Source organism: Hymenobacter seoulensis (assembly GCF_054780535.1).
Genome location: NZ_BAAGWD010000011.1, coordinates 1 through 17,066 on the forward strand (window position 1 = coordinate 1; position 17,066 = coordinate 17,066).

Sequence of the window (17,066 nt, forward strand, 5' to 3'; positions counted from 1 at the left end):
TCGCCCGCGGCGGGGGCCGGGCGGGCCGGCGTCGGCTTGGGGGCCGGCGCTTTAACGGGAGCGGGGGCTTTGCCGGCGGGGGTACCCGCCGGGGCGGGGCGGGCGGGCCGCCTGGGGTGCAGCACCACCTGGTCGCCGACCAGCTCATAGCCGATGTTTTTATCCGCCAGCACGGCGGTGAGCACCGTGCGCAGGGGCTGGTTCTGAACACTCAGGGTCACGGGTTGGCGCAGGTTCAGCGCCGTGTTGCTGTAGGAGATGCGCACGCCGTACTGGCGGCGCAGCGTCTGCAGCACGGATTCGAGCGGGACCTCGCGAAAGGATACCGTCACTTTGCGCTCGAGCACGGAGCTGGTCCGGGATTGGGCCTGAACGGGCCGCGGCGCGCCGGCCAAAGCGAAAAGCATGGCCAGGGCCAGGCATATGCGGTTGCGCATAGCTATCTGAAGATTAAAGACTGTGAAAAGGGCGGGCAGCTAGCGGCAGCCCGGTCCGTCAAGCAGGTAGCCCGTGGCCGTCCGGCGCACGGTTAGGTTGGCCGACAGGCTGACCACGCGCAGCACCTGGGGTAGCTCGGCGCGCGCAAAGGTGCCCGTAAACCGGCAGGCCCCAATGGCAGGGTTGCCCAGGGTCACGGGTGTGTCGTAGTAGCGGGCCAGGGTCCGGGCCAGCTCGGCCAGGGGCTGGTTGTCAAATACCAGCTCCTGGCGCTGCCAGGCGCGGAAATTGGGGTCCACAATGGGTTTTTGCACGGCCGCCGAAGGCAGCACCCGGTGAATCACGCCCCGCTGACCCGGGGTCAGCAGCACCGAGTCCGGGACGGAACCCAGGCCCCGCACGGGGCGAAACGCGACCCGACCCGTTACCACGGCCACTTCCACCGAGTCCTCCGCGCCGTAGGCGCGCACGTTAAAGGAGGTGCCCAGCACCTGGGTCCGGGTTTGGTTGGCCAGCACGGTAAAAGGACGGCCGTGGTCGGGCTTAACCTCAAAAAAGGCCTCCCCCTGCAGCTGCACCACCCGCGCCCCGCGGGCGAAGTCGGCCGCGTAGCTCAGGGTAGAGTTACGGTTTACCCACGCGCGGCTGCCATCGGGCAGGGTTATCTGGCGGCGCTCCGCGCGGGCGGCCACGGTAACAGGTTGCGGATTCCGGCTTAGGGGCCAGAACCGGCGGAGCAGGCCCCATACTCCCAGCAGCAGCAGTACCGCGGCCGCCACCCGCAGCCAGGGGCGGGCCGAAGTGGGAGGCCGCAGCGGTAGTAGCCGTCCCCCCGCCGGGCTGGGTTCAGCCGGAGCGGGCGCCAGCTCAGCGGCGAGGCGGAAGCGCTGCCAGGCCGGCTCCACGTCGGCGGCCGAAAACGCTTCGGCCACCAGCCCCCCCCGCTCCCAGGCCCGGATGGCGTCGGTAAGCAGGGGCAACCGCCCGGGCTCGGCCCGGATCCAGGCGTGCAGGGCTTGCTCTTCCGGCGCGGAAGCTTCCCCGGCCAAGTGCTTGGCCAGCAGCTCCCAGGGGGCTTCCGTGTCGGAATACAAGTCGGGCATGAAGGAGGGCGTGAACTGAGCCTGCTAAAGTCGGTATTTTTTAACTACCGGCGAGCGGGGGGCGGGGGCAGTTTTTCCGGGGCGCCGCCCTACTAATCGGCCACCACCCGGCCCGAGCCCGTAATCCGGCTGCTGACCACGGGCGTATCCCGGTAATAGACGGCACCGCTGCCGGTGATGTCCGCGTTCAGGGTGCGGGCGGCGCGCACGTAGCTGCGGCCCGATCCGCTGATGGACACGTAGGTGTCGAGCGTGGCCAGGTCGTAGGCACTCACCTTGCCCGAGCCGCTGATGGTGATGTTGTGGCTCGGGGCAGAGCCGCTCAGCCGGGCTTCTCCGGAGCCCGACACGTTGGTGCGCAGGGACTCCACCTGCGCAAAGTTGAGCTCAATTTCCCCCGAGCCCGAAACCCCCGCCTGAAACGAGGTAGCAGTCCAGGGCGTCCCGGTGCGGGCTTTGCCGGAGCCCGACACTTCCACCTCCCGCAGGGTAGGCACCGTAACGTAGATGCGAATGGGGTCATGGCTGCGCACGTTGACGCGGCCGTACTCAATTTCAAGCTTATCGCCGCTCTGCTCGGTTTCCAGCACGTCGAGAATGTTGCGCTGGGCCTCGATGCGCACCTGCTGGGGGCTGCCCTGGCTGACAATTACCTCGGCATCAATTTTTAACTCCAGGCGGTCGAAAGCGTTCAGGGAGCGGATCTCCGACTGAGTGGGACCGGTGCCGCGCACGCTCGGGCCGAACACCTCTCCTTCGTGGGAGCAGGCCGCGGTAAGCAAGGTGGCGGGCAAAAGCAACAGCGCAAGGGGCTTGTTCATGACGCTACACGTTAGTGAATGATGGGTTCACTGCTATGATCCCCATCCCCCCCGTTACCCCTACGCCGGGTACAAAAATATTTTTTAGCGGCCGGCAGCGGTGCGTTACAGCAGCAGGGTGTGCAACAGGCCCTGCAGGCCCTTGCGCAGCAGGCGCAGGGCTTTGCCCATCTGGTTTTCCACCGTTTTGGGGGCCACTTCCAGGGCCTCGGCAATCTGCTGGTAGCTAAGGCCCTCCTGGCGGCTTAGCAGAAATACGGCCCGGCACTGAGGGGGCAGGGTGGCAAGGGCGGCGGCCACGGCGGCTTCCGCTTCCTGACCGTGGACCTGCTCTTCGGTGGTATTCCGGCCGGGGTCAGGCAGCCGGACTTCGTCCCAGGCCACCTGGCGCTTGTGCCGCGCCGCGTGGCGCAGGCCAGCGTTCAGGGCGGCCCGGTAGAGATAGGCCTGGTAGGTGGTGGTGATGCGCAGGGTCGCGCGGTTTTTCCACACGTTCAGCAGCACGTCCTGCACCAGGTCCTCGGCAACGGCCCGGTCCTGCACCACCCGGAAAACCAGGTTGCCCAGGGGCCGGTAAAACGCCCGGAACAGCGCCTCCATGAAAGCCTCCGCATCCGAGGCCTGCAGCTTCGCCAGGCGAAGCTCAAGGTCGGCAGCAGGTTCGGAAGCGTGAATCATAGCGGGACTGGCAGGGGATGGCGCGCCACCCGGGCCGGTGCCGCCCCTCCCTGAGAGGAGGAAAAAACCAAGCAAGGGGGCCGGAATACAAGGGTAGCCAGGCTACCGTGCGGAAGGAAAAGTCCCCCCCTGGCCCCGGCGGCCAAACGATCAACCGGGGCCAGGAGGGGCGGTGCCTTCCCGAACTTAAGCCAAAGCTATCGTTTTCACGCGTACTGCGGCAATCGGCTAACTGCAGAAGCTTGTTGTCGGCTAAGCCCCGCCCCGGTAAGCCCCAGTGGACGCGGGCCAGCCGATCCGATGCCACACCTGCGGAAAAGCTACCCTCCACCCGCCCGGCGGCAACCAGGCCAAGGCCGGCGCGGCTGGATGCCCTGGCCCCGGCGCCGGGCGGGGCCTAGATGGCGTCCAGCCCCGGCAAGCCGAGCAGTTCCGCGGCGCGGCGCGCCACGGCTTTGATGCTGTCCACGTCGGGGCCGGTGATGGTCAGATGGCCCATCTTGCGGCCGGCGCGCGCGTGCACCTTACCGTACAGGTGCAGGTGCGCGCCCGGCAAGCTCAGCACGGCGCTCCAGTCCGGCTCCCGCAGGTGCCCGCTGGCGTCCAGCCACACCTCGCCCAGCAGGTTCAGCATGATGGCCGGGGAATGCTGGCGCGGCGCCGGCAGGGGCAAGCCCGCCATGGCATGAACCTGCAAGTCAAACTGCGACGCGTCGCAGGCATCCAGGGTATAGTGGCCGCTGTTGTGCGGGCGGGGGGCCATTTCGTTGACTACCAGGCCGCCGTGCTCGCTGCCGTCGGCTACCACAAAGAATTCAACGCACAGCACCCCGACGTAGCCCAGGTGCTGGGCGATGGAAACGGCCGCGTCCCGGGCCCGGGCGGCCAGGGCGGGTGGCAGGTTTCCTTCGTAGGCGTGGGTGACGGCCAAAATGCCCCCGACGTGCACGTTGCGCTGCGGGGCAAAGCTGACCACCCGGCCGTCCCAGCCGCGGGCCACCAGCACCGAGCACTCGGCCTTGAGCGGCAGCATCTTTTCCAGCACGCAGGCCACGCTGCCCAGCTCCGCCCAGGCGGCAGCCAGGTCCGCAGCGGTCCTGACGCGAACCTGGCCCTTGCCATCGTAGCCCATGCGGGCGGTTTTCAGGATGCCGGGCAGCAAATCCGCCCGGCTTTCCTGAATGGCCTGCAGCTGGGCCGGCGTTTCCAGCACGGCATAGGGCGCGCAGCTTACCCCCGACACGTCTGCGCAGGCGGTGAAGTGGGCTTTTTCCTCGATGCGGTCTTGGGCAATGCCCACCACGGCCGCACCAGGCGCCACGGGGCGGGTTTGCGCCAGCGTTTGCAGGGCCCGGGCCGGCACGTTTTCAAACTCGGTGGTAATGGCCTGGCACAGGTGGGCCAGCTGCGCCAGCCCGGCCGGGTCGTCGTAGGCGGTCTGAATGTGGTGGTGGCTAACCAGTCCGGCGGGGCTTTGCGCGTCGGGCTCGAGCACGGCGGTGAAGTAGCCCAGGCGCTGGGCCGCATGCACAAACATGCGGCCCAGCTGACCGCCTCCTAACACGCCCAGCGTGGCTGGCTGGCCCGCGGCGTCCACACTGCCCGGGAAAATCGGAGCCAGGGCAGCAACGTGACGTTCGGCACTCATAGGGGCAGGGTCATGGCGCGCGCGGCCTCGGTTTGTTCGGCGCGAAACGCCAGCAGCTGGGCGGCCAGGCCCGGGTCGTGCAGGGCCAGCAGGCTGACGGCAAAAAGCGCGGCATTGGCCGCCCCGGCAGTGCCGATCGCGAACGTGGCTACCGGCACTCCCTTGGGCATTTGCACGATGCTGTGCAGGGAGTCCACTCCCTGCAAATGGCGAGAGGCCACCGGCACTCCCAGCACGGGCACCGTAGTCTTGGCGGCCAGCATGCCCGGCAGGTGGGCGGCCCCCCCCGCGCCGGCGATGATGGCCTGCAGGCCGCGCGGACCGGCCTGCTCGGCGTAGGCAAACAAGTCGTCGGGCATGCGGTGGGCCGATACCACCCGCGCTTCGTGAGCTACGCCAAACTGGGTGAGAATCTGCACGGCGTGCTGCATAGTGTCCCAGTCGCTGCTGGAGCCCATGACCACGCCGATCAGGGGCGAGCCCGGGGCGTCGTCGGGGCGGGAGGCGGAGGTCGGGAGAAGGGTACTCATGGCAAGGCTAATAAAGGGCGGGGCAGGCCCGGGTGGTCAATATACCCCGTGTCCGGGCCTCGGGCCGCGGGTGAAAACCCGCAGCCCGAGGCCCCAAAGCTACTGCGGCAACCCGAGCGGCAGCGTAAAATCCCCGGCGAATTCGGAAAAATACTGGTCCTGGCGCCAGGAAGGGTTAGCGCTCCAGCAGGATTTCCGGGCCCAGAATCACCAGGTCCACCCGGCCCTTCAGCGTCTGGTCGATAAAGGGCGTGTTCTGGGATTTGGACTTCATGAACTCCCGCGTGAAGGTGGTTTCCGCCTCAGTATCAAACAGGACGCACTCGGCTGGCTGGCCGACTTCGATTACCGGCACCGGCAACCCCATCAGGCGGCGGGGCTCCGCCGAATAGCGCTTGACCACCAAGTCCCACCCGAATTTACCGGGCTCGACAAAGAAGTGGTACAGCGAGACCAAGGCCGTATCCAGGCCGGTGATGCCGTTGGGCGCGCTGATAAAGTCCTGGGCTTTTTCAAACGGCGTGTGCGGGGCGTGGTCGGTGGCAATAAGGTCGAAGACGCCTTCTTTGAGCCCCTCGAGCAGGGCATCACAATCCTCCTGCGTCCGCAGCGGGGGGTTCATTTTGTAGTTGGTGTCGTAGTCGCCGATGTGCTCGTCGGTAAACATCAGGTGGTGGGGGGCCACCTCCGCCGTCACCTTTACGTCGCCCCGGGATTTCCACCAGCGGATGGTTTCCATGCCAAGCTTGCTGGACACGTGCTGGATGTGCACGTGGGCGCCTGCGGCCCGGGCCAGGCGGATGTCGCGGTCAATGATGATTTCCTCTGCGCACGCCGGCGACCCTTTAATGCCGAGCCGGTAGCTCATCACCCCTTCGTTCAGGGCACGCGGCCCGGCCAGCTCCGGCACCTCGCAGTGGCTGGCGAAAAACATCCCAAACTCGGTGGCGTACTGCATGGCCCGCAGCAGCACCGCCGGGTCGCTGGTGGTATCCCCGTCGTCGGTGAGCATTTTTACTCCCAGCTCGCGCATGCCCTCAATTTCCGCCAGCTCCTTGCCCTCACGGTTCTTGGTGACGCAGCCGGAGGTGTACACCGGAATGCGGGACCGGTGCGTGGCATTTTCCAGCACGGTGGCCACGGCGGTGGCCGAGTCCAGGGCCGGGCGGGTGTTGGGCATCATGACTACCCCGGTCACGCCCCCATTGATGGCCGCTTCGCTACCCGTGGTGATGGTTTCCTTGTTTTCAAACCCCGGGGCGCGGAAATGAACGTGGGCATCAAACATGGCCGGCATGAGCACGCGCCCCCGCGCGTCGATGACGCGGGCCCCCTCGGGAATGGCAAGGTTGGGGCCGATGTCCTGAATTTTTCCTTCGACAATCAGGACATCGCCTTCGAGCAGTACGGGTGAGTTTTCGGAAGCGATGCGGGTGTTTTGAAGGAGAAGCATGAAGTGTTAGTTTCGGTAAACCCCGAGGGGTATGGGAGATGTAAGGTAAAGAGCAGAGCCCGCAGCCGCGGCTGACGTTAGGGCATAAGCAGCGTTGAGCCCGCCCGCTGGCGGCCAGCATACGACTCCTGCCGCGGGAACTCCCCGCCCGGCGTAAGCCAGTCGAGCACGGCCATGCGGATGGAGATGCCGTTTTCAACCTGGTTGGTGATCAGGCTGCGCTCGTAGTCCATGACGGCGTCGCACAGCTCCACCCCCCGGTTCACGGGGCCGGGGTGCATGATGTAGAGGCCCCTGTCGCGGATTTCCGCCAGCCGCGCCGTGGTGATGCCGTAGACCCGGTGGTATTCCCGAACGCTGGGAAAAAACTGCACGTCCTGGCGCTCCAGCTGCACGCGGAGCAGGTACACCACATCGGGGCCCCAGGCCATGGCCGCCTCATAGTCGGTAAAGCGCGGGATGGAGGCCGGACCGTACTTGGGCACCAGCGAGCCCGGGCCCAGGTACGCCACCTCGACGCCCAGCTTTTGCAGCAGGGTGCTGGTGGAGCGCGCGACGCGGGAATGGAGGATATCGCCGATGATCAGCACTTTTTTACCCCGGGGGTCGGGGAATTTCTCCCGGATGGTGAAGGCGTCGAGCAGGGCCTGGGTGGGGTGCTCGTGCGCCCCGTCACCGGCATTGATGACCGACGCCGTGGTTTGGCGGGCAATCATGCCGGGCAGGCCGGAGTGACCGTGGCGGACGACGATGTAGTCCGTGCGCATGGCCTGGAGCGTCTCGATGGTTTCGCGCACCGACTCGCCCTTGGTGATGGAGGAGTGGTCGACGTTGAAATTCGTCACTTCTGCCGAGAGGCGTTTGGCCGCCACCTCGAAGGAGGAGTGCGTCCGGGTGCTGGCCTCGTAGAACAGCATGAGCACGGACTTGCCATCAAGGGCGGGAATTTTCTTCACCGACTGGGTGAACAATTTTTTAAAGGACGTGGATTGGTCGAGCAGGAACTCGATTTCCTCACGGTGCAGGGATGCGATGTCGAGCAGGTCTTTACGTGCCATACCAAAGTTGAGGGAAAGTGAGGGCGTCTAGCTAAATCGGACAAGAGGAAGTTCTACCGGCCCCGGCCGGCGCAGCGGGCAGCTGGTGCAAGCGTCCGCGGGAAGGTTTACCTGGCGGCGGAGCCGCCGGCAATGAACTCAACGGACATAAAAAAACCGTTTCGGAATCCGAAACGGCAGCGGGGCAACACTCAGAAAAAACAACGGCAATACCAGAACCGGCGGTAAAATCGGGAGAACCGATGGCGGCGTAGACCTTGCGGTCCACCCGCGGCTCCCTGCCGAGCAGGGTCCCGCGCTTCATCAACAGGTTTTTTGGTTGAAGCATGCTGCAAAATTACGGCATTGTTAGGCCCGACAATTCATCGGCCAGGCTGATTTTTTTTCGCACCGCGTTTCTCGCAGGTTATTTCTAACCTAACGGGCTGAATCACGCCCTTTTTGTCATTTTATTCGTCACCAAAAAAATTTTGGCTTGCCTAACCAATTACGTTGCAAGCACAATCCCGCTTATCTTTAGCTCTTTATTCCCCAGCCTTAGCGCGCGGGCGGCTACGCCAGCACTCAGTATTTTAATAGCCCTGGCAACGGGCCTGCTCTTTCCAGCCGTCACGGCCCACCCGCTCACCCGGCCCGGCCTAGGCGGACTTGCAGCGGGAAGGTTAAGGCCGTTGATTATCCCGGTACTGGCGGCCTTGTCAAGGCCCTGCCGGACCGCACCCTGCTAACGCGCCCGTTTCAGTAGCAGCAAAGACCGGGGTGGTCAGCAAATCGACTGCGCCCCTGTCCCTTCTACCTCCCCCGAGCCAGCGCCTGGTGTATCCGGCTCCCGGGCGCCGGGCTTTCGTCAGCAGTACCCGGGGTAAAGCGGCATCAGCTAGGCACGCTCCTGGTGATTGCTACGCCGGGGCCGTCCAGAGAATGCCGCCAGCGGCGATGGCGTGCGTTACCGGGTAGCCAAGTACCAAGGGCGCATCACCGCGGGACAGTTACCGCCTTACCCGCGAGCGCTATTATTAAAACCGCTCTCGCACTCATCCTGAACTCCGTCCGGTTTTCGGCCCGCCGCGGCACCTTCCAAGTCAGCCAGGCTTCGCTACCTTTCGCCCACCATAAACCTACCAGTGGCCCCCTTCACCGCCCTGGTAGCTACCCTTGCTTTTCATGTGGACTTCTTCCCGCAGGCGCTTACGCCGCCTGGAAGCGGCCTGGCACCAGCCGGCTGCGCGCTCCCCCCATTTCCCCTTGGTGGCCCGCTACTACGACCAGGTGCAGCACGAGCCCGCGTACCAGCGCCTACCGGACCAAACCTGGGCGGACCTGAACGGTGAATCTCTCTTTAGCCTGCTCGATGCCACGGTAAGCCGGGTGGGCCAGCAGTGCCTGTACCACCGCCTGCGCAGCCCGCTCGCCGACGAGGCTGCCCTGCACGAGTTTGATGCGGCCGCAACCCTGCTCTCGCAGCAACCTGCAGCCCGCGGGCACGCCTTGCTCGCCCTCGACCAGCTGACGGCCCACGAGGCGTACTACCTGGCCGATTTGCTGCGTGGGGAGCCCCTGCCCACGTTGCCCGGCGCTCGCTTCGCGCCCCTGCTCGCGCTGGGGCTGTTGGCCACGCTGCTCGGAGGCTTTTGGCTTCCCGTGCTCTGGTTGGGCACGCTGGCGTTTGCCCTTACCAATGCGGTGTTCCACTTCTGGCAGCTCCAGCGGATCAAGAACTGTATTCGCCCACTGCTGCAATTGGGCCGCCTGCGGCGGGCGGGCCAGGCGCTGCAGCGGGCGGCCCTGCCCCTGCGGTCGCTGCCGCCGCTGGCCGCGCCCCTGGCCCGGCTGCGGGCCATCATGTGGCAAGTCGCGTTCTTTCAGGTGGAGGACCGCTTGCTGCTGCTCAGCCTACTCAAGATGCTGCTGCTACTCGACGTACTGCTGTACGCCCGTTGCCGGGTGGCTGTGCAGCAGCAGGCACCCGCGATTCGGGCGGTCTTTGAGGCGGTGGGCTACGTCGATTGCGCCCTGGCGGTGGCCAGCTTCCGCCGGCGCCACGCCACCTGCGTGCCCCAGTTTAGGCCGGCGGCTGAGGGCATCCAGCTGCAGGGCGGCTACCACCCCCTGGTGCCGGGGTGCGTGCCCAATGACCTAACCCTGGCCGGGTCCGGCGTTTTGCTGACCGGCTCGAATATGGCGGGCAAAACCACCTTTATGCGCACGCTGGGCGTGACTGCCCTGTTGGCCCAGACCATCGCCACGTGCCCGGCCACCGCCTACCGCGCCCCATTTTGCCGGGTGCTTACCAGCCTGAGCCTGGCTGACAGCCTGCCCACGGGCAAAAGCTATTACCTGGTCGAAGCCGAAACCATGCGGGAGCTGCTGCAGGCCTGCGACGCGGACCCCGGCAGCTACTTGCTGCTGCTGGATGAGCTGTTTAAAGGCACGAACACGCAGGAGCGCATCGCCGCCAACAAGGCCGTGCTCTCGTACTTGCAGCCCCGCAGCTGGGTGGTGGCGGCCACCCACGATGGGGAGCTGGGCGCGCTCCTGCAGGCGTGCTTTGATGAATACCACTTTTGCGAGACCGTCACGGCGGAAGACTGGTATTTCGACTACCGTCTCAAAGCCGGCCCCCTGACCACGCGCAATGCGATCCGGCTGCTGGCGCGCCTGCACTACCCGGCGCAGGTGGTAGCCGACGCGCAGGAACTCAGTGCCGCGCTGGCTGCCCGGGCGCAACCCACCAGGCCGGAAGAACCTGGGGCATGGGCTGATTTGCCCAGACGGGAGGCGAAGGCAGTAGGCTAAACCACGCGCTATAAAGCGGCTATAATCGGGGCCAGGCAGTTATTCCGGGTGAGAAGTCAGGTTGAACAGCGTAGCCGCCTACATTAGTGGGCCTTTCCGTTTGCTAGCCCGCGCCCGCGGCTGGGAGCCGGGGGCCGGGGCCGCAGCGGTTGAAGGGTAACAGCTGGTGGCGTTCTGACACCGAAGCTTCGCCCGCGCGAGCATCAGCCGGTCCTGCGCTTTCTCGTGGAGCGGCCGCCCGCTAGCTTCAGCCCTGTTTTAAAGCACCTCATTTCGCCAGCTCCCATGGTCTTACCTACCGCCCAGCCCTTGCCTTTCCCCGGTGCCACCCCGGAACCGCTCCCGGACTGGAGCACTTTGGACCTGGCTCTGGTACGCGGCAGGACCCGGTTGATTTCCTGCAAAAGCCTGCAGCCGCTGAAAGTGCTGAACCCCCGCTCGCCCACGCCCACCTGCCACGTGGTGCTCTCAAGCTACGGCGGGGGCATGGTGGCCGGCGACGTGATTAAGCTGCGCATCCACGGTCAGGCGCAGTCGCAAACCTGCATCAGTACGCAAGCCAGCACCCGCATCTTTCGCTCCATCGATGGGGCGGTCGCCGAGCAGCAGGTGGCGGGCAGCTTGGGCGCCGGGGCCCTGCTGGTGGTCTTCCCCGACCCGGTGGTGCTGCAGGCCGAAAGCCACTACCGCCAAACGCAGCAGTGGCACCTAGAGTCCGACTCGCTGCTGCTGGTCGTCGACTGGTTTCAATCGGGCCGCATTGACCGGGGGGAGCGGTTTGCCTTCGCCTCCCTGCACTCGGAGCTGCGCGTGCGCGTGGCCGGCAAGCTGGTGGTGCTGGACAGATTTGCTTTTCAACCAGCCGAGCACATTGCGACCTCGCCCGGCAACTTTGCCGATTACCAGGCTTTCTTTTCCGTGTTTCTGGTGGGCGCCCCCCAGGATGCCCGCTTCCAGAAGCTGGCCGCCCTGCTAACCAGGCAAAAAATGCCCGGCAGCACGGGCCCCCATTTTTCCGTCCGCGGCCACGAGTGCCTGGTGTCGGTAGCCCCGGCGAGGGAGAACGTGTATATCCTGCGCGCCGCCGCCCGCAGCCGCGCGGCCCTGCAGCCCCTGTGCGACCAATTACTCGGGACCCTGGCCGAGGAGCAGCTGCTGGGCTACAACCCGTTGAAACGCAAGTACTAGCTTGCCTAGCGGCGGTCTTCCCGCACCGCGGCCAGGGCCCGGGCCTTGGCCGCGGTGATGTGGCCAATGATCTCCTCCAGCCCATGCCCGTCAATGGCGCGGGCGAAGAGGAAGGGCCCTTCGCCCCGCATCCTGCGCGAGTCCCGCTCCATCACGCCCAGGTCCGCTTTAATCAAATCCTTCAAATCGATCTTGTTGATAATGAGCAGGTCGGACTGGGTGATTCCCGGGCCACCCTTGCGCGGGATCTTGTCGCCGCCCGACACGTCGATAACGTAAATGGAATAGTCCACCAGCTCGCGGCTGAAGTGGGCGGCCAGGTTGTCGCCGCCGCTTTCCACGAACAGGTAGTCGAGTCCGTAATTAAAGCGCTGCATCAGCCCTTCCAGCGCATCCATGTTCAGGGAGATATCCTCCCGAATGGCAGCGTGGGGGCAGCCCCCCGTTTCCACCCCCACAATCCGGTCTTCGCTCAGCGCGCTGTTGCGGATGAGAAACTCGGCGTCTTCGCGGGTGAAAATATCATTGGTGACCACGCCCAGCTCAAACTCGTGGCGCAGGCGCTCGCACAGGGCCTTGAGCAGGGCCGTCTTGCCCGTGCCCACCGGCCCGCCGATGCCCACGGTGAAGGCCCGCTTGCGGAAGTTGCGGTAGGAAGGCAACCGGCGGGTTTCGCGCTCGTTGAAGTTGCCCGGTGACTCGTAGGCTTCGTGGGTGTGGCCGTTAAGCAGCAGGGCGAGTTTTTCGACAAAAGCCATAAGTACAATGTGATTTCTGCTCGGCAGGCTGAGCTTCGCCCATGCACCCTTCCCGCTTGGTTTGGACGGGCTTGCTTACGTCCGAGGGACAGCTGCTTTGGCGGCGCTGGGCCGGCGTTAGCTGGTGGTGTAAAGTCAGTTCTGAAAAAGCTTGGAGTAGATATCCTCCTGCATAACCTGGGCGGCATCCAGCAAAAATGCGGAACGGGCGGCCTGGCCGTATTCCTTCCCCACCTGGCCCGCGAGAATATGCTCGAAGACCGCGTAAAAATCATGCTGGAGCTGATGGCCTTCCAGCGGCCCCAGAAACCCCAGGCGGATGGCGGCGCTGAGCTGGTCGCGCAGCAGCATGTGCAGGTACATGGCCTTTATTTCTTCCAGGGCAAAGCCGACGCGCTGCAAGGCCAGGGTGAAAACCAGGGTGAAGTGCGGCGGGATTTCCTGGGCGGCAAACCAGTTGGCGATGGTGGCTAACTCGGCCCCGGGATAAAAGGTGGCCAGGAGCTTCAGCCAGGTGCGGCCCTGCACGGCGCTGGCTTTGTAGAGGCTGGGAACGAGCAGCTGCGCGTCATATTCCTCGGCGGCTACTTGAAACGCGGGACTTTTTTCCGTGAGCTGGTAGGCGGAATGAATAAAGGGTAATTCGGCGCTGCCGGCCTGCTGCAGGTAGGAATACAAGTAATTCCGCAGGGCAAACGGAGTGGTCACCAGCCCGAAGGTGATGCTGCACTCCAAGCCGTAGGAATAAGCAAACGAGCCGGTGGGAATGGCCGAGTCGACCAGGTGCAGGAGGCGGGCAAAATGCATGAGTTGTTGCGCGCACGTGGTAGTCCGCGGGGGAGTGGGTGGCTTGCGGACTGCCACGTCCGCGCGCCGGGTTAGAACAGATTATACAGCTGGGTTAGCGGCAATTCGTCGGCTGGCTCACAGGTTAAATGCACGCCGTCCACCATTACCCGGTACGTTTCCGGGTCCACGGCAATGCGGGGCAGGTAGTCGTTCAGGGCCATGTCCTTTTTGCCGATGTTGCGGCAATTTTTCACGGCCACCACCTGCTTGGTCAGGCCATAATGCTGCTGCACGTGGGCCACCGAGGCGGCCGATACAAACACCATCGACGACTGGCCGATGGCCCCGCCCAGGGCCCCGAACATGGGGCGCGAAAACGAGGGCTGCGGCGTGGGGATGGAAGCGTTGGCGTCGCCCATTTGCGACTGGACGATAATGCCGCCCTTGAGGATCAGCTCCGGGCGGGCCCCGAAAAAGGCGGGCTTCCAGAGCACCAAATCGGCCAGCTTGCCGATTTCCACGGACCCCACTTCGTGCGAGATGCCGTGGGCGCGGGCCGGGTTGATGGTGTACTTGGCCACGTAGCGGCGCACCCGAAAGTTGTCGGCCTGCCCGGTGGCGGCGTCCTCGGGCAGGGAGCCGCGCTGCTGCTTCATTTTGTGGGCCGTTTGCCAGGTGCGGGTGATGACCTCGCCCACCCGGCCCATGGCCTGGGAGTCGGATGAGATGATGCTCAGCGCGCCCATATCGTGCAGGATGTCCTCGGCGGCAATGGTTTCGCCCCGGATGCGGCTTTCGGCAAAGGCCACGTCTTCGGGAATGTTGCGGTCGAGGTGGTGGCAGACCATGAGCATGTCCAGGTGCTCATCAATGGTGTTCACCGTGAAAGGCCGCGTGGGGTTGGTGCTCGAGGGGATGACGTTCGGCTCGCCGCAGATTTTGATGATGTCGGGCGCGTGGCCGCCCCCCGCCCCTTCCGTGTGGTAGGAGTGGATGGTGCGGCCCTTGAATGCCGCCGTGCTAGTTTCCACGAAGCCGCTCTCGTTGAGCGTGTCGGTGTGGATGCAGACCTGCACGTCGTATTCCTCGGCAATGCCCAGGCACATGTCGATGGCCGCCGGGGTGGTGCCCCAGTCCTCATGCAGCTTGAAGCCCAGCGCCCCGGCCTCGGCCTGCTCGCGCAGGCCCTCGGGCCTGGAGGAGTTGCCCTTGCCCAGAAACCCAAAGTTGAGCGGGTAGGCCTCCGTGGCCTTGAGCATGGCTTCCAGGTAAAAGGCGCCGGGCGTGCAGGTAGTGGCGTTGGTGCCGGCCGCCGGCCCGGTGCCGCCCCCAATCATGGTGGTGACGCCGGAGGCCAGGGCCTCGGGAATCTGCTGGGGGCTGATGAAGTGGATGTGGCAGTCAACGCCGCCGGCCGTGAGCAGCTGGCCTTCGCCGGCAATAACTTCGGTGGTGACGCCCACCACCATGCCGGGCGTGACGCCGGGCATGATGTGGGGGTTGCCGGCCTTGCCGATGCCCACGATGCGGCCGCCTTTGATGCCAATGTCGGCCTTGAATACGCCGGTGTAATCGATTACCAGCGCGTTGGTGATAACCAGGTCCAGGGCGTCGGCCGGCCCGATGCCCGCGGCCTGGCCCATGCCGTCGCGCAGCACCTTGCCGCCACCGAACTTGCATTCTTCGCCGTACACGCAGTAGTCGCGCTCAACTTCAATCAGCAGGCCGGTATCGCCCAGGCGCACCCGGTCGCCGGTGGTGGGGCCGTACATGTCGGCATAGGCGCGACGGGAGATGGGAAGGGACATAGTAAGCTACTGAAACAAGTGGCGTAGAAGTGTACAAAGGGTTCTTGAAGCGGCGTACAGGACTTTACCCGGCCGCTTGCTTGTTGCGTATTCCACTCTGGAGAAATAATGTAACCAGCTATTAATAGCAAGTACTACCTAGTTTCTCCAGCGCTTGCTGCTGCTGGCCCGCCTCATCCAGCTTGCCATTAATCAGCCCCTGGCCGCCGTACACGATGCGCTCGCCGGCCAGGGCCACTAGGGTTACCCGTTTCCGTTCTCCGGGCTCAAAGCGCACCGCCGTGCCGGCCGGGATGTTGAGGCGGAAACCGTAGGCGGCGGCGCGGTCGAAGTGCAGGGCCGCGTTGGTTTCGAAAAAGGGGTAGTGGGAGCCGACCTGCACGGGCCGGTCGCCCATGTTCACAACGTCTACCTCCACCGTCGCGCGGCTTTCGTTGAGCACGACCTCGTCGGGGTGCAGCTGGTATTCGCCAGGCTGGGGATGGCTGGCGTTGGTGGGCGCGGCGCCGGGGACGGAAGCTCTGCTGAGCCCGGAGCCGTAGAGGGCCAGGGCGGCATCGCCGGTTTCGCGGCAGATGGGGTAGTGCACGGTCACCAGCTTGGTGCCGTCGGGGAAGGTGCCCTCGATCTGGACTTCGTGCAGCATGTCGGCCACGCCGGGCAGCACGTCGGCCAGGCCCAGCAGCTGCTTGCCCTTGTCCATGAGCACGGCTACCCGCTCCCCGTCGCGGATAAACTCCAGCAGCTGGGTGGCAATCAGGGCCAGGGCTTCGGGGTAGTTCAGCAGCAGGCCGCGGGCGTAGCGTTTCTGGGCCACGACGCCGGCCTGGTGAAGGATAAGCTTGTCGAGGTCTTTGGGGGAGAGGTGCATCTTCTGGGGTAGTAGGGTAAGCAGGTTCGAGGGCAAGAGCGGTGGTCGGGGTTGCAGGGGCACCTGCCTACAGTTGAAGCCGGGGCCAAGTCACCAGCGCACTTGGCCGTAAATCATCCACCCCCCGTACCCGATGCACAGCAGCGACGATAAGGTAACGGTGCTACGCTGCAGCACGCGGTTGATTTTCATGCGCCTGGTAAACGGCACGCTGCAGAGGCCGGCCACGATGAACATGCCCAGCAGAGAGCCGATGCCGAACACCAGGAAATACAGCACGCTCAGCCACGGGTCGCGGATTTCGCTCATCACCAGCAGCACCAGGGCGCCGCTGCCCGCCAGGCCGTGAAGCAGGCCCACGGCAAAAGCAGCCCGGGATGGGGCCACGCCGGGGCGCACCTTGGCGGCGGCGCGGCCCTGGTCGAGCAGGCGGCTAATGCCCATTACGACGAGCATAAGGCCTACGGCAGCTTCGAAATAGCCCGAAGTAAGAAACGTGACGCGGCCCAACAAAATGACACTTCCCACGACTACCAGCGTGGTAGTGTGGCCAAGGCCCCAGTAGATACCGTCGCGCAAGGCTTCGGTTAGCGTGTCGCGACGGGAAATCAAATTACCGACGGCCAGCAAGTGATCGGGTTCAAAAGCGTGACCCATTCCGGCCACATACGCAAATAATATAGGTACTATACCTTGCATTTACAGGGGTGTTAAGCCAAAACAACAACAAAATTTAAGTATACCCCCTCCAAGATAAGGCCTAAGCGGATTTTTTGAAAAAGTAACATCAATTTCCCGGATTACCAGACAAGCTACCGCTTTTGGCTACCACTTATTCTGGCGTTACCACTGCCCGTGGTGAAACAATCTCCCTGAGTAAGCTGGGTGGAGGCACCGCGAATTTGGACTGCTCGGTGGCGTTCTGGGCCCTGTACCATGCCTCGCTGCGACTTCCCCGCGCCCTAAACGGCCATATGCCCAACCGCCGCCCCGGTTCTTGCAGCCCACTGGCAGGATAACTGCCCGCTACCAGGTTCCTCGCATACGCGGCCATCCGGCCTTGGTCTGCACCGACAGCCTGTTACTCGGCTGCATCCACCCGCCATTCGGCAGCACTCAAACCGATA

15 protein-coding genes are annotated in these 17,066 nt (G+C 64.7%); 2 read left to right on the forward strand and 13 right to left on the reverse strand.

Annotation, left to right across the window (positions count from 1 at the left end; translation table 11 throughout):
* From ACYVHC_RS21520 to ACYVHC_RS21555, 8 genes are all read right to left on the reverse strand, one after another.
* Window positions 1-437, reverse strand: a 437-nt coding sequence (locus tag ACYVHC_RS21520) for a DUF4974 domain-containing protein (protein ID WP_460615798.1), incomplete at its 3' end; no start/stop codon positions are given.
* 39 nt (window positions 438-476) lie between these two features.
* Entirely contained in the window at window positions 477-1,541 is a 1,065-nt protein-coding gene (locus ACYVHC_RS21525) for a FecR family protein (protein WP_460615799.1), read from the reverse strand.
* Window positions 1,542-1,633: 92 nt separating this feature from the next.
* Window positions 1,634-2,362 carry a head GIN domain-containing protein gene (locus ACYVHC_RS21530; RefSeq protein WP_460615800.1) on the reverse strand — a complete coding sequence of 243 codons (729 nt, stop codon included), beginning with the start codon at window positions 2,360-2,362 and terminating at the stop codon, window positions 1,634-1,636.
* A 105-nt stretch (window positions 2,363-2,467) separates the two neighbouring features.
* Window positions 2,468-3,040 (reverse strand): sigma-70 family RNA polymerase sigma factor, encoded by a 573-nt coding sequence (locus tag ACYVHC_RS21535; RefSeq protein ID WP_460615801.1) that lies wholly within the window; start codon window positions 3,038-3,040, stop codon window positions 2,468-2,470.
* A 397-nt stretch (window positions 3,041-3,437) separates the two neighbouring features.
* Window positions 3,438-4,688: a 5-(carboxyamino)imidazole ribonucleotide synthase gene (locus ACYVHC_RS21540; RefSeq protein ID WP_460615802.1), complete on the reverse strand. Its 1,251-nt coding sequence runs from the start codon at window positions 4,686-4,688 to the stop codon at window positions 3,438-3,440.
* Entirely contained in the window at window positions 4,685-5,218 is a 534-nt protein-coding gene (gene purE, locus ACYVHC_RS21545) for a 5-(carboxyamino)imidazole ribonucleotide mutase (protein ID WP_460615803.1), read from the reverse strand. Before purE ends, ACYVHC_RS21540 begins: the two co-directional genes overlap by 4 nt.
* Window positions 5,219-5,393: 175 nt before the next feature.
* Window positions 5,394-6,671, reverse strand: a complete 1,278-nt coding sequence (locus ACYVHC_RS21550) for a dihydroorotase (RefSeq protein WP_460615804.1) — start codon at window positions 6,669-6,671, stop codon at window positions 5,394-5,396.
* 77 nt (window positions 6,672-6,748) lie between these two features.
* Entirely contained in the window at window positions 6,749-7,729 is a 981-nt protein-coding gene (locus ACYVHC_RS21555) for an aspartate/ornithine carbamoyltransferase family protein (RefSeq protein WP_460615805.1), read from the reverse strand.
* A 1,164-nt stretch (window positions 7,730-8,893) separates the two neighbouring features.
* On the opposite strand from ACYVHC_RS21555, the gene ACYVHC_RS21560 reads away from it, so the two are divergent.
* Window positions 8,894-10,525, forward strand: coding sequence for a MutS-related protein (locus ACYVHC_RS21560; protein ID WP_460615806.1), 1,632 nt, complete (start codon window positions 8,894-8,896; stop codon window positions 10,523-10,525).
* A gap of 285 nt (window positions 10,526-10,810) precedes the next feature.
* Window positions 10,811-11,713 (forward strand): urease accessory protein UreD, encoded by a 903-nt coding sequence (locus tag ACYVHC_RS21565; RefSeq protein WP_460615807.1) that lies wholly within the window; start codon window positions 10,811-10,813, stop codon window positions 11,711-11,713.
* A 5-nt stretch (window positions 11,714-11,718) separates the two neighbouring features.
* Here the strand turns inward: ACYVHC_RS21565 and ureG are convergent, their stop codons facing one another.
* The 5 genes from ureG to ACYVHC_RS21590 all read right to left on the reverse strand — a co-directional run bounded on the left by ureG (window position 11,719) and on the right by ACYVHC_RS21590 (window position 16,638).
* Window positions 11,719-12,471, reverse strand: coding sequence for an urease accessory protein UreG (gene ureG / locus ACYVHC_RS21570; protein WP_460615808.1), 753 nt, complete (start codon window positions 12,469-12,471; stop codon window positions 11,719-11,721).
* A 135-nt stretch (window positions 12,472-12,606) separates the two neighbouring features.
* Window positions 12,607-13,278: an urease accessory protein UreF gene (locus tag ACYVHC_RS21575; RefSeq protein ID WP_460615810.1), complete on the reverse strand. Its 672-nt coding sequence runs from the start codon at window positions 13,276-13,278 to the stop codon at window positions 12,607-12,609.
* A gap of 71 nt (window positions 13,279-13,349) precedes the next feature.
* A complete protein-coding gene (gene ureC / locus ACYVHC_RS21580; RefSeq protein WP_460615811.1) occupies window positions 13,350-15,068 on the reverse strand; it encodes an urease subunit alpha in 1,719 nt (572 codons plus the stop codon).
* A 121-nt stretch (window positions 15,069-15,189) separates the two neighbouring features.
* The gene (locus tag ACYVHC_RS21585; protein ID WP_460615812.1) at window positions 15,190-15,975 is read right to left on the reverse strand and encodes an urease subunit gamma/beta; all 786 of its coding nucleotides are present in this window, start codon (window positions 15,973-15,975) and stop codon (window positions 15,190-15,192) included.
* A 54-nt stretch (window positions 15,976-16,029) separates the two neighbouring features.
* Complete coding sequence (locus ACYVHC_RS21590; protein WP_460615813.1) at window positions 16,030-16,638, reverse strand: HoxN/HupN/NixA family nickel/cobalt transporter; 609 nt, start codon at window positions 16,636-16,638, stop codon at window positions 16,030-16,032.
* Window positions 16,639-17,066: the final 428 nt, after the last annotated feature.

Excerpts from the sequence above, each read along its gene's own strand:
- ACYVHC_RS21525 (WP_460615799.1), bottom strand. The coding sequence starts at position 1,541 with ATGCCCGACTTGTATTCCGACACGGAAGCCCCCTGGGAGCTGCTGGCC.
- ACYVHC_RS21530 (WP_460615800.1), bottom strand. The coding sequence starts at position 2,362 with ATGAACAAGCCCCTTGCGCTGTTGCTTTTGCCCGCCACCTTGCTTACC.
- ACYVHC_RS21535 (WP_460615801.1), bottom strand. The coding sequence starts at position 3,040 with ATGATTCACGCTTCCGAACCTGCTGCCGACCTTGAGCTTCGCCTGGCG.
- ACYVHC_RS21540 (WP_460615802.1), bottom strand. The coding sequence starts at position 4,688 with ATGAGTGCCGAACGTCACGTTGCTGCCCTGGCTCCGATTTTCCCGGGC.
- purE (WP_460615803.1), bottom strand. The coding sequence starts at position 5,218 with ATGAGTACCCTTCTCCCGACCTCCGCCTCCCGCCCCGACGACGCCCCG.
- ACYVHC_RS21550 (WP_460615804.1), bottom strand. The coding sequence starts at position 6,671 with ATGCTTCTCCTTCAAAACACCCGCATCGCTTCCGAAAACTCACCCGTA.
- ACYVHC_RS21555 (WP_460615805.1), bottom strand. The coding sequence starts at position 7,729 with ATGGCACGTAAAGACCTGCTCGACATCGCATCCCTGCACCGTGAGGAA.
- ACYVHC_RS21560 (WP_460615806.1), top strand. The coding sequence starts at position 8,894 with ATGTGGACTTCTTCCCGCAGGCGCTTACGCCGCCTGGAAGCGGCCTGG.
- ACYVHC_RS21565 (WP_460615807.1), top strand. The coding sequence starts at position 10,811 with ATGGTCTTACCTACCGCCCAGCCCTTGCCTTTCCCCGGTGCCACCCCG.
- ureG (WP_460615808.1), bottom strand. The coding sequence starts at position 12,471 with ATGGCTTTTGTCGAAAAACTCGCCCTGCTGCTTAACGGCCACACCCAC.
- ACYVHC_RS21575 (WP_460615810.1), bottom strand. The coding sequence starts at position 13,278 with ATGCATTTTGCCCGCCTCCTGCACCTGGTCGACTCGGCCATTCCCACC.
- ureC (WP_460615811.1), bottom strand. The coding sequence starts at position 15,068 with ATGTCCCTTCCCATCTCCCGTCGCGCCTATGCCGACATGTACGGCCCC.
- ACYVHC_RS21590 (WP_460615813.1), bottom strand. The coding sequence starts at position 16,638 with ATGCAAGGTATAGTACCTATATTATTTGCGTATGTGGCCGGAATGGGT.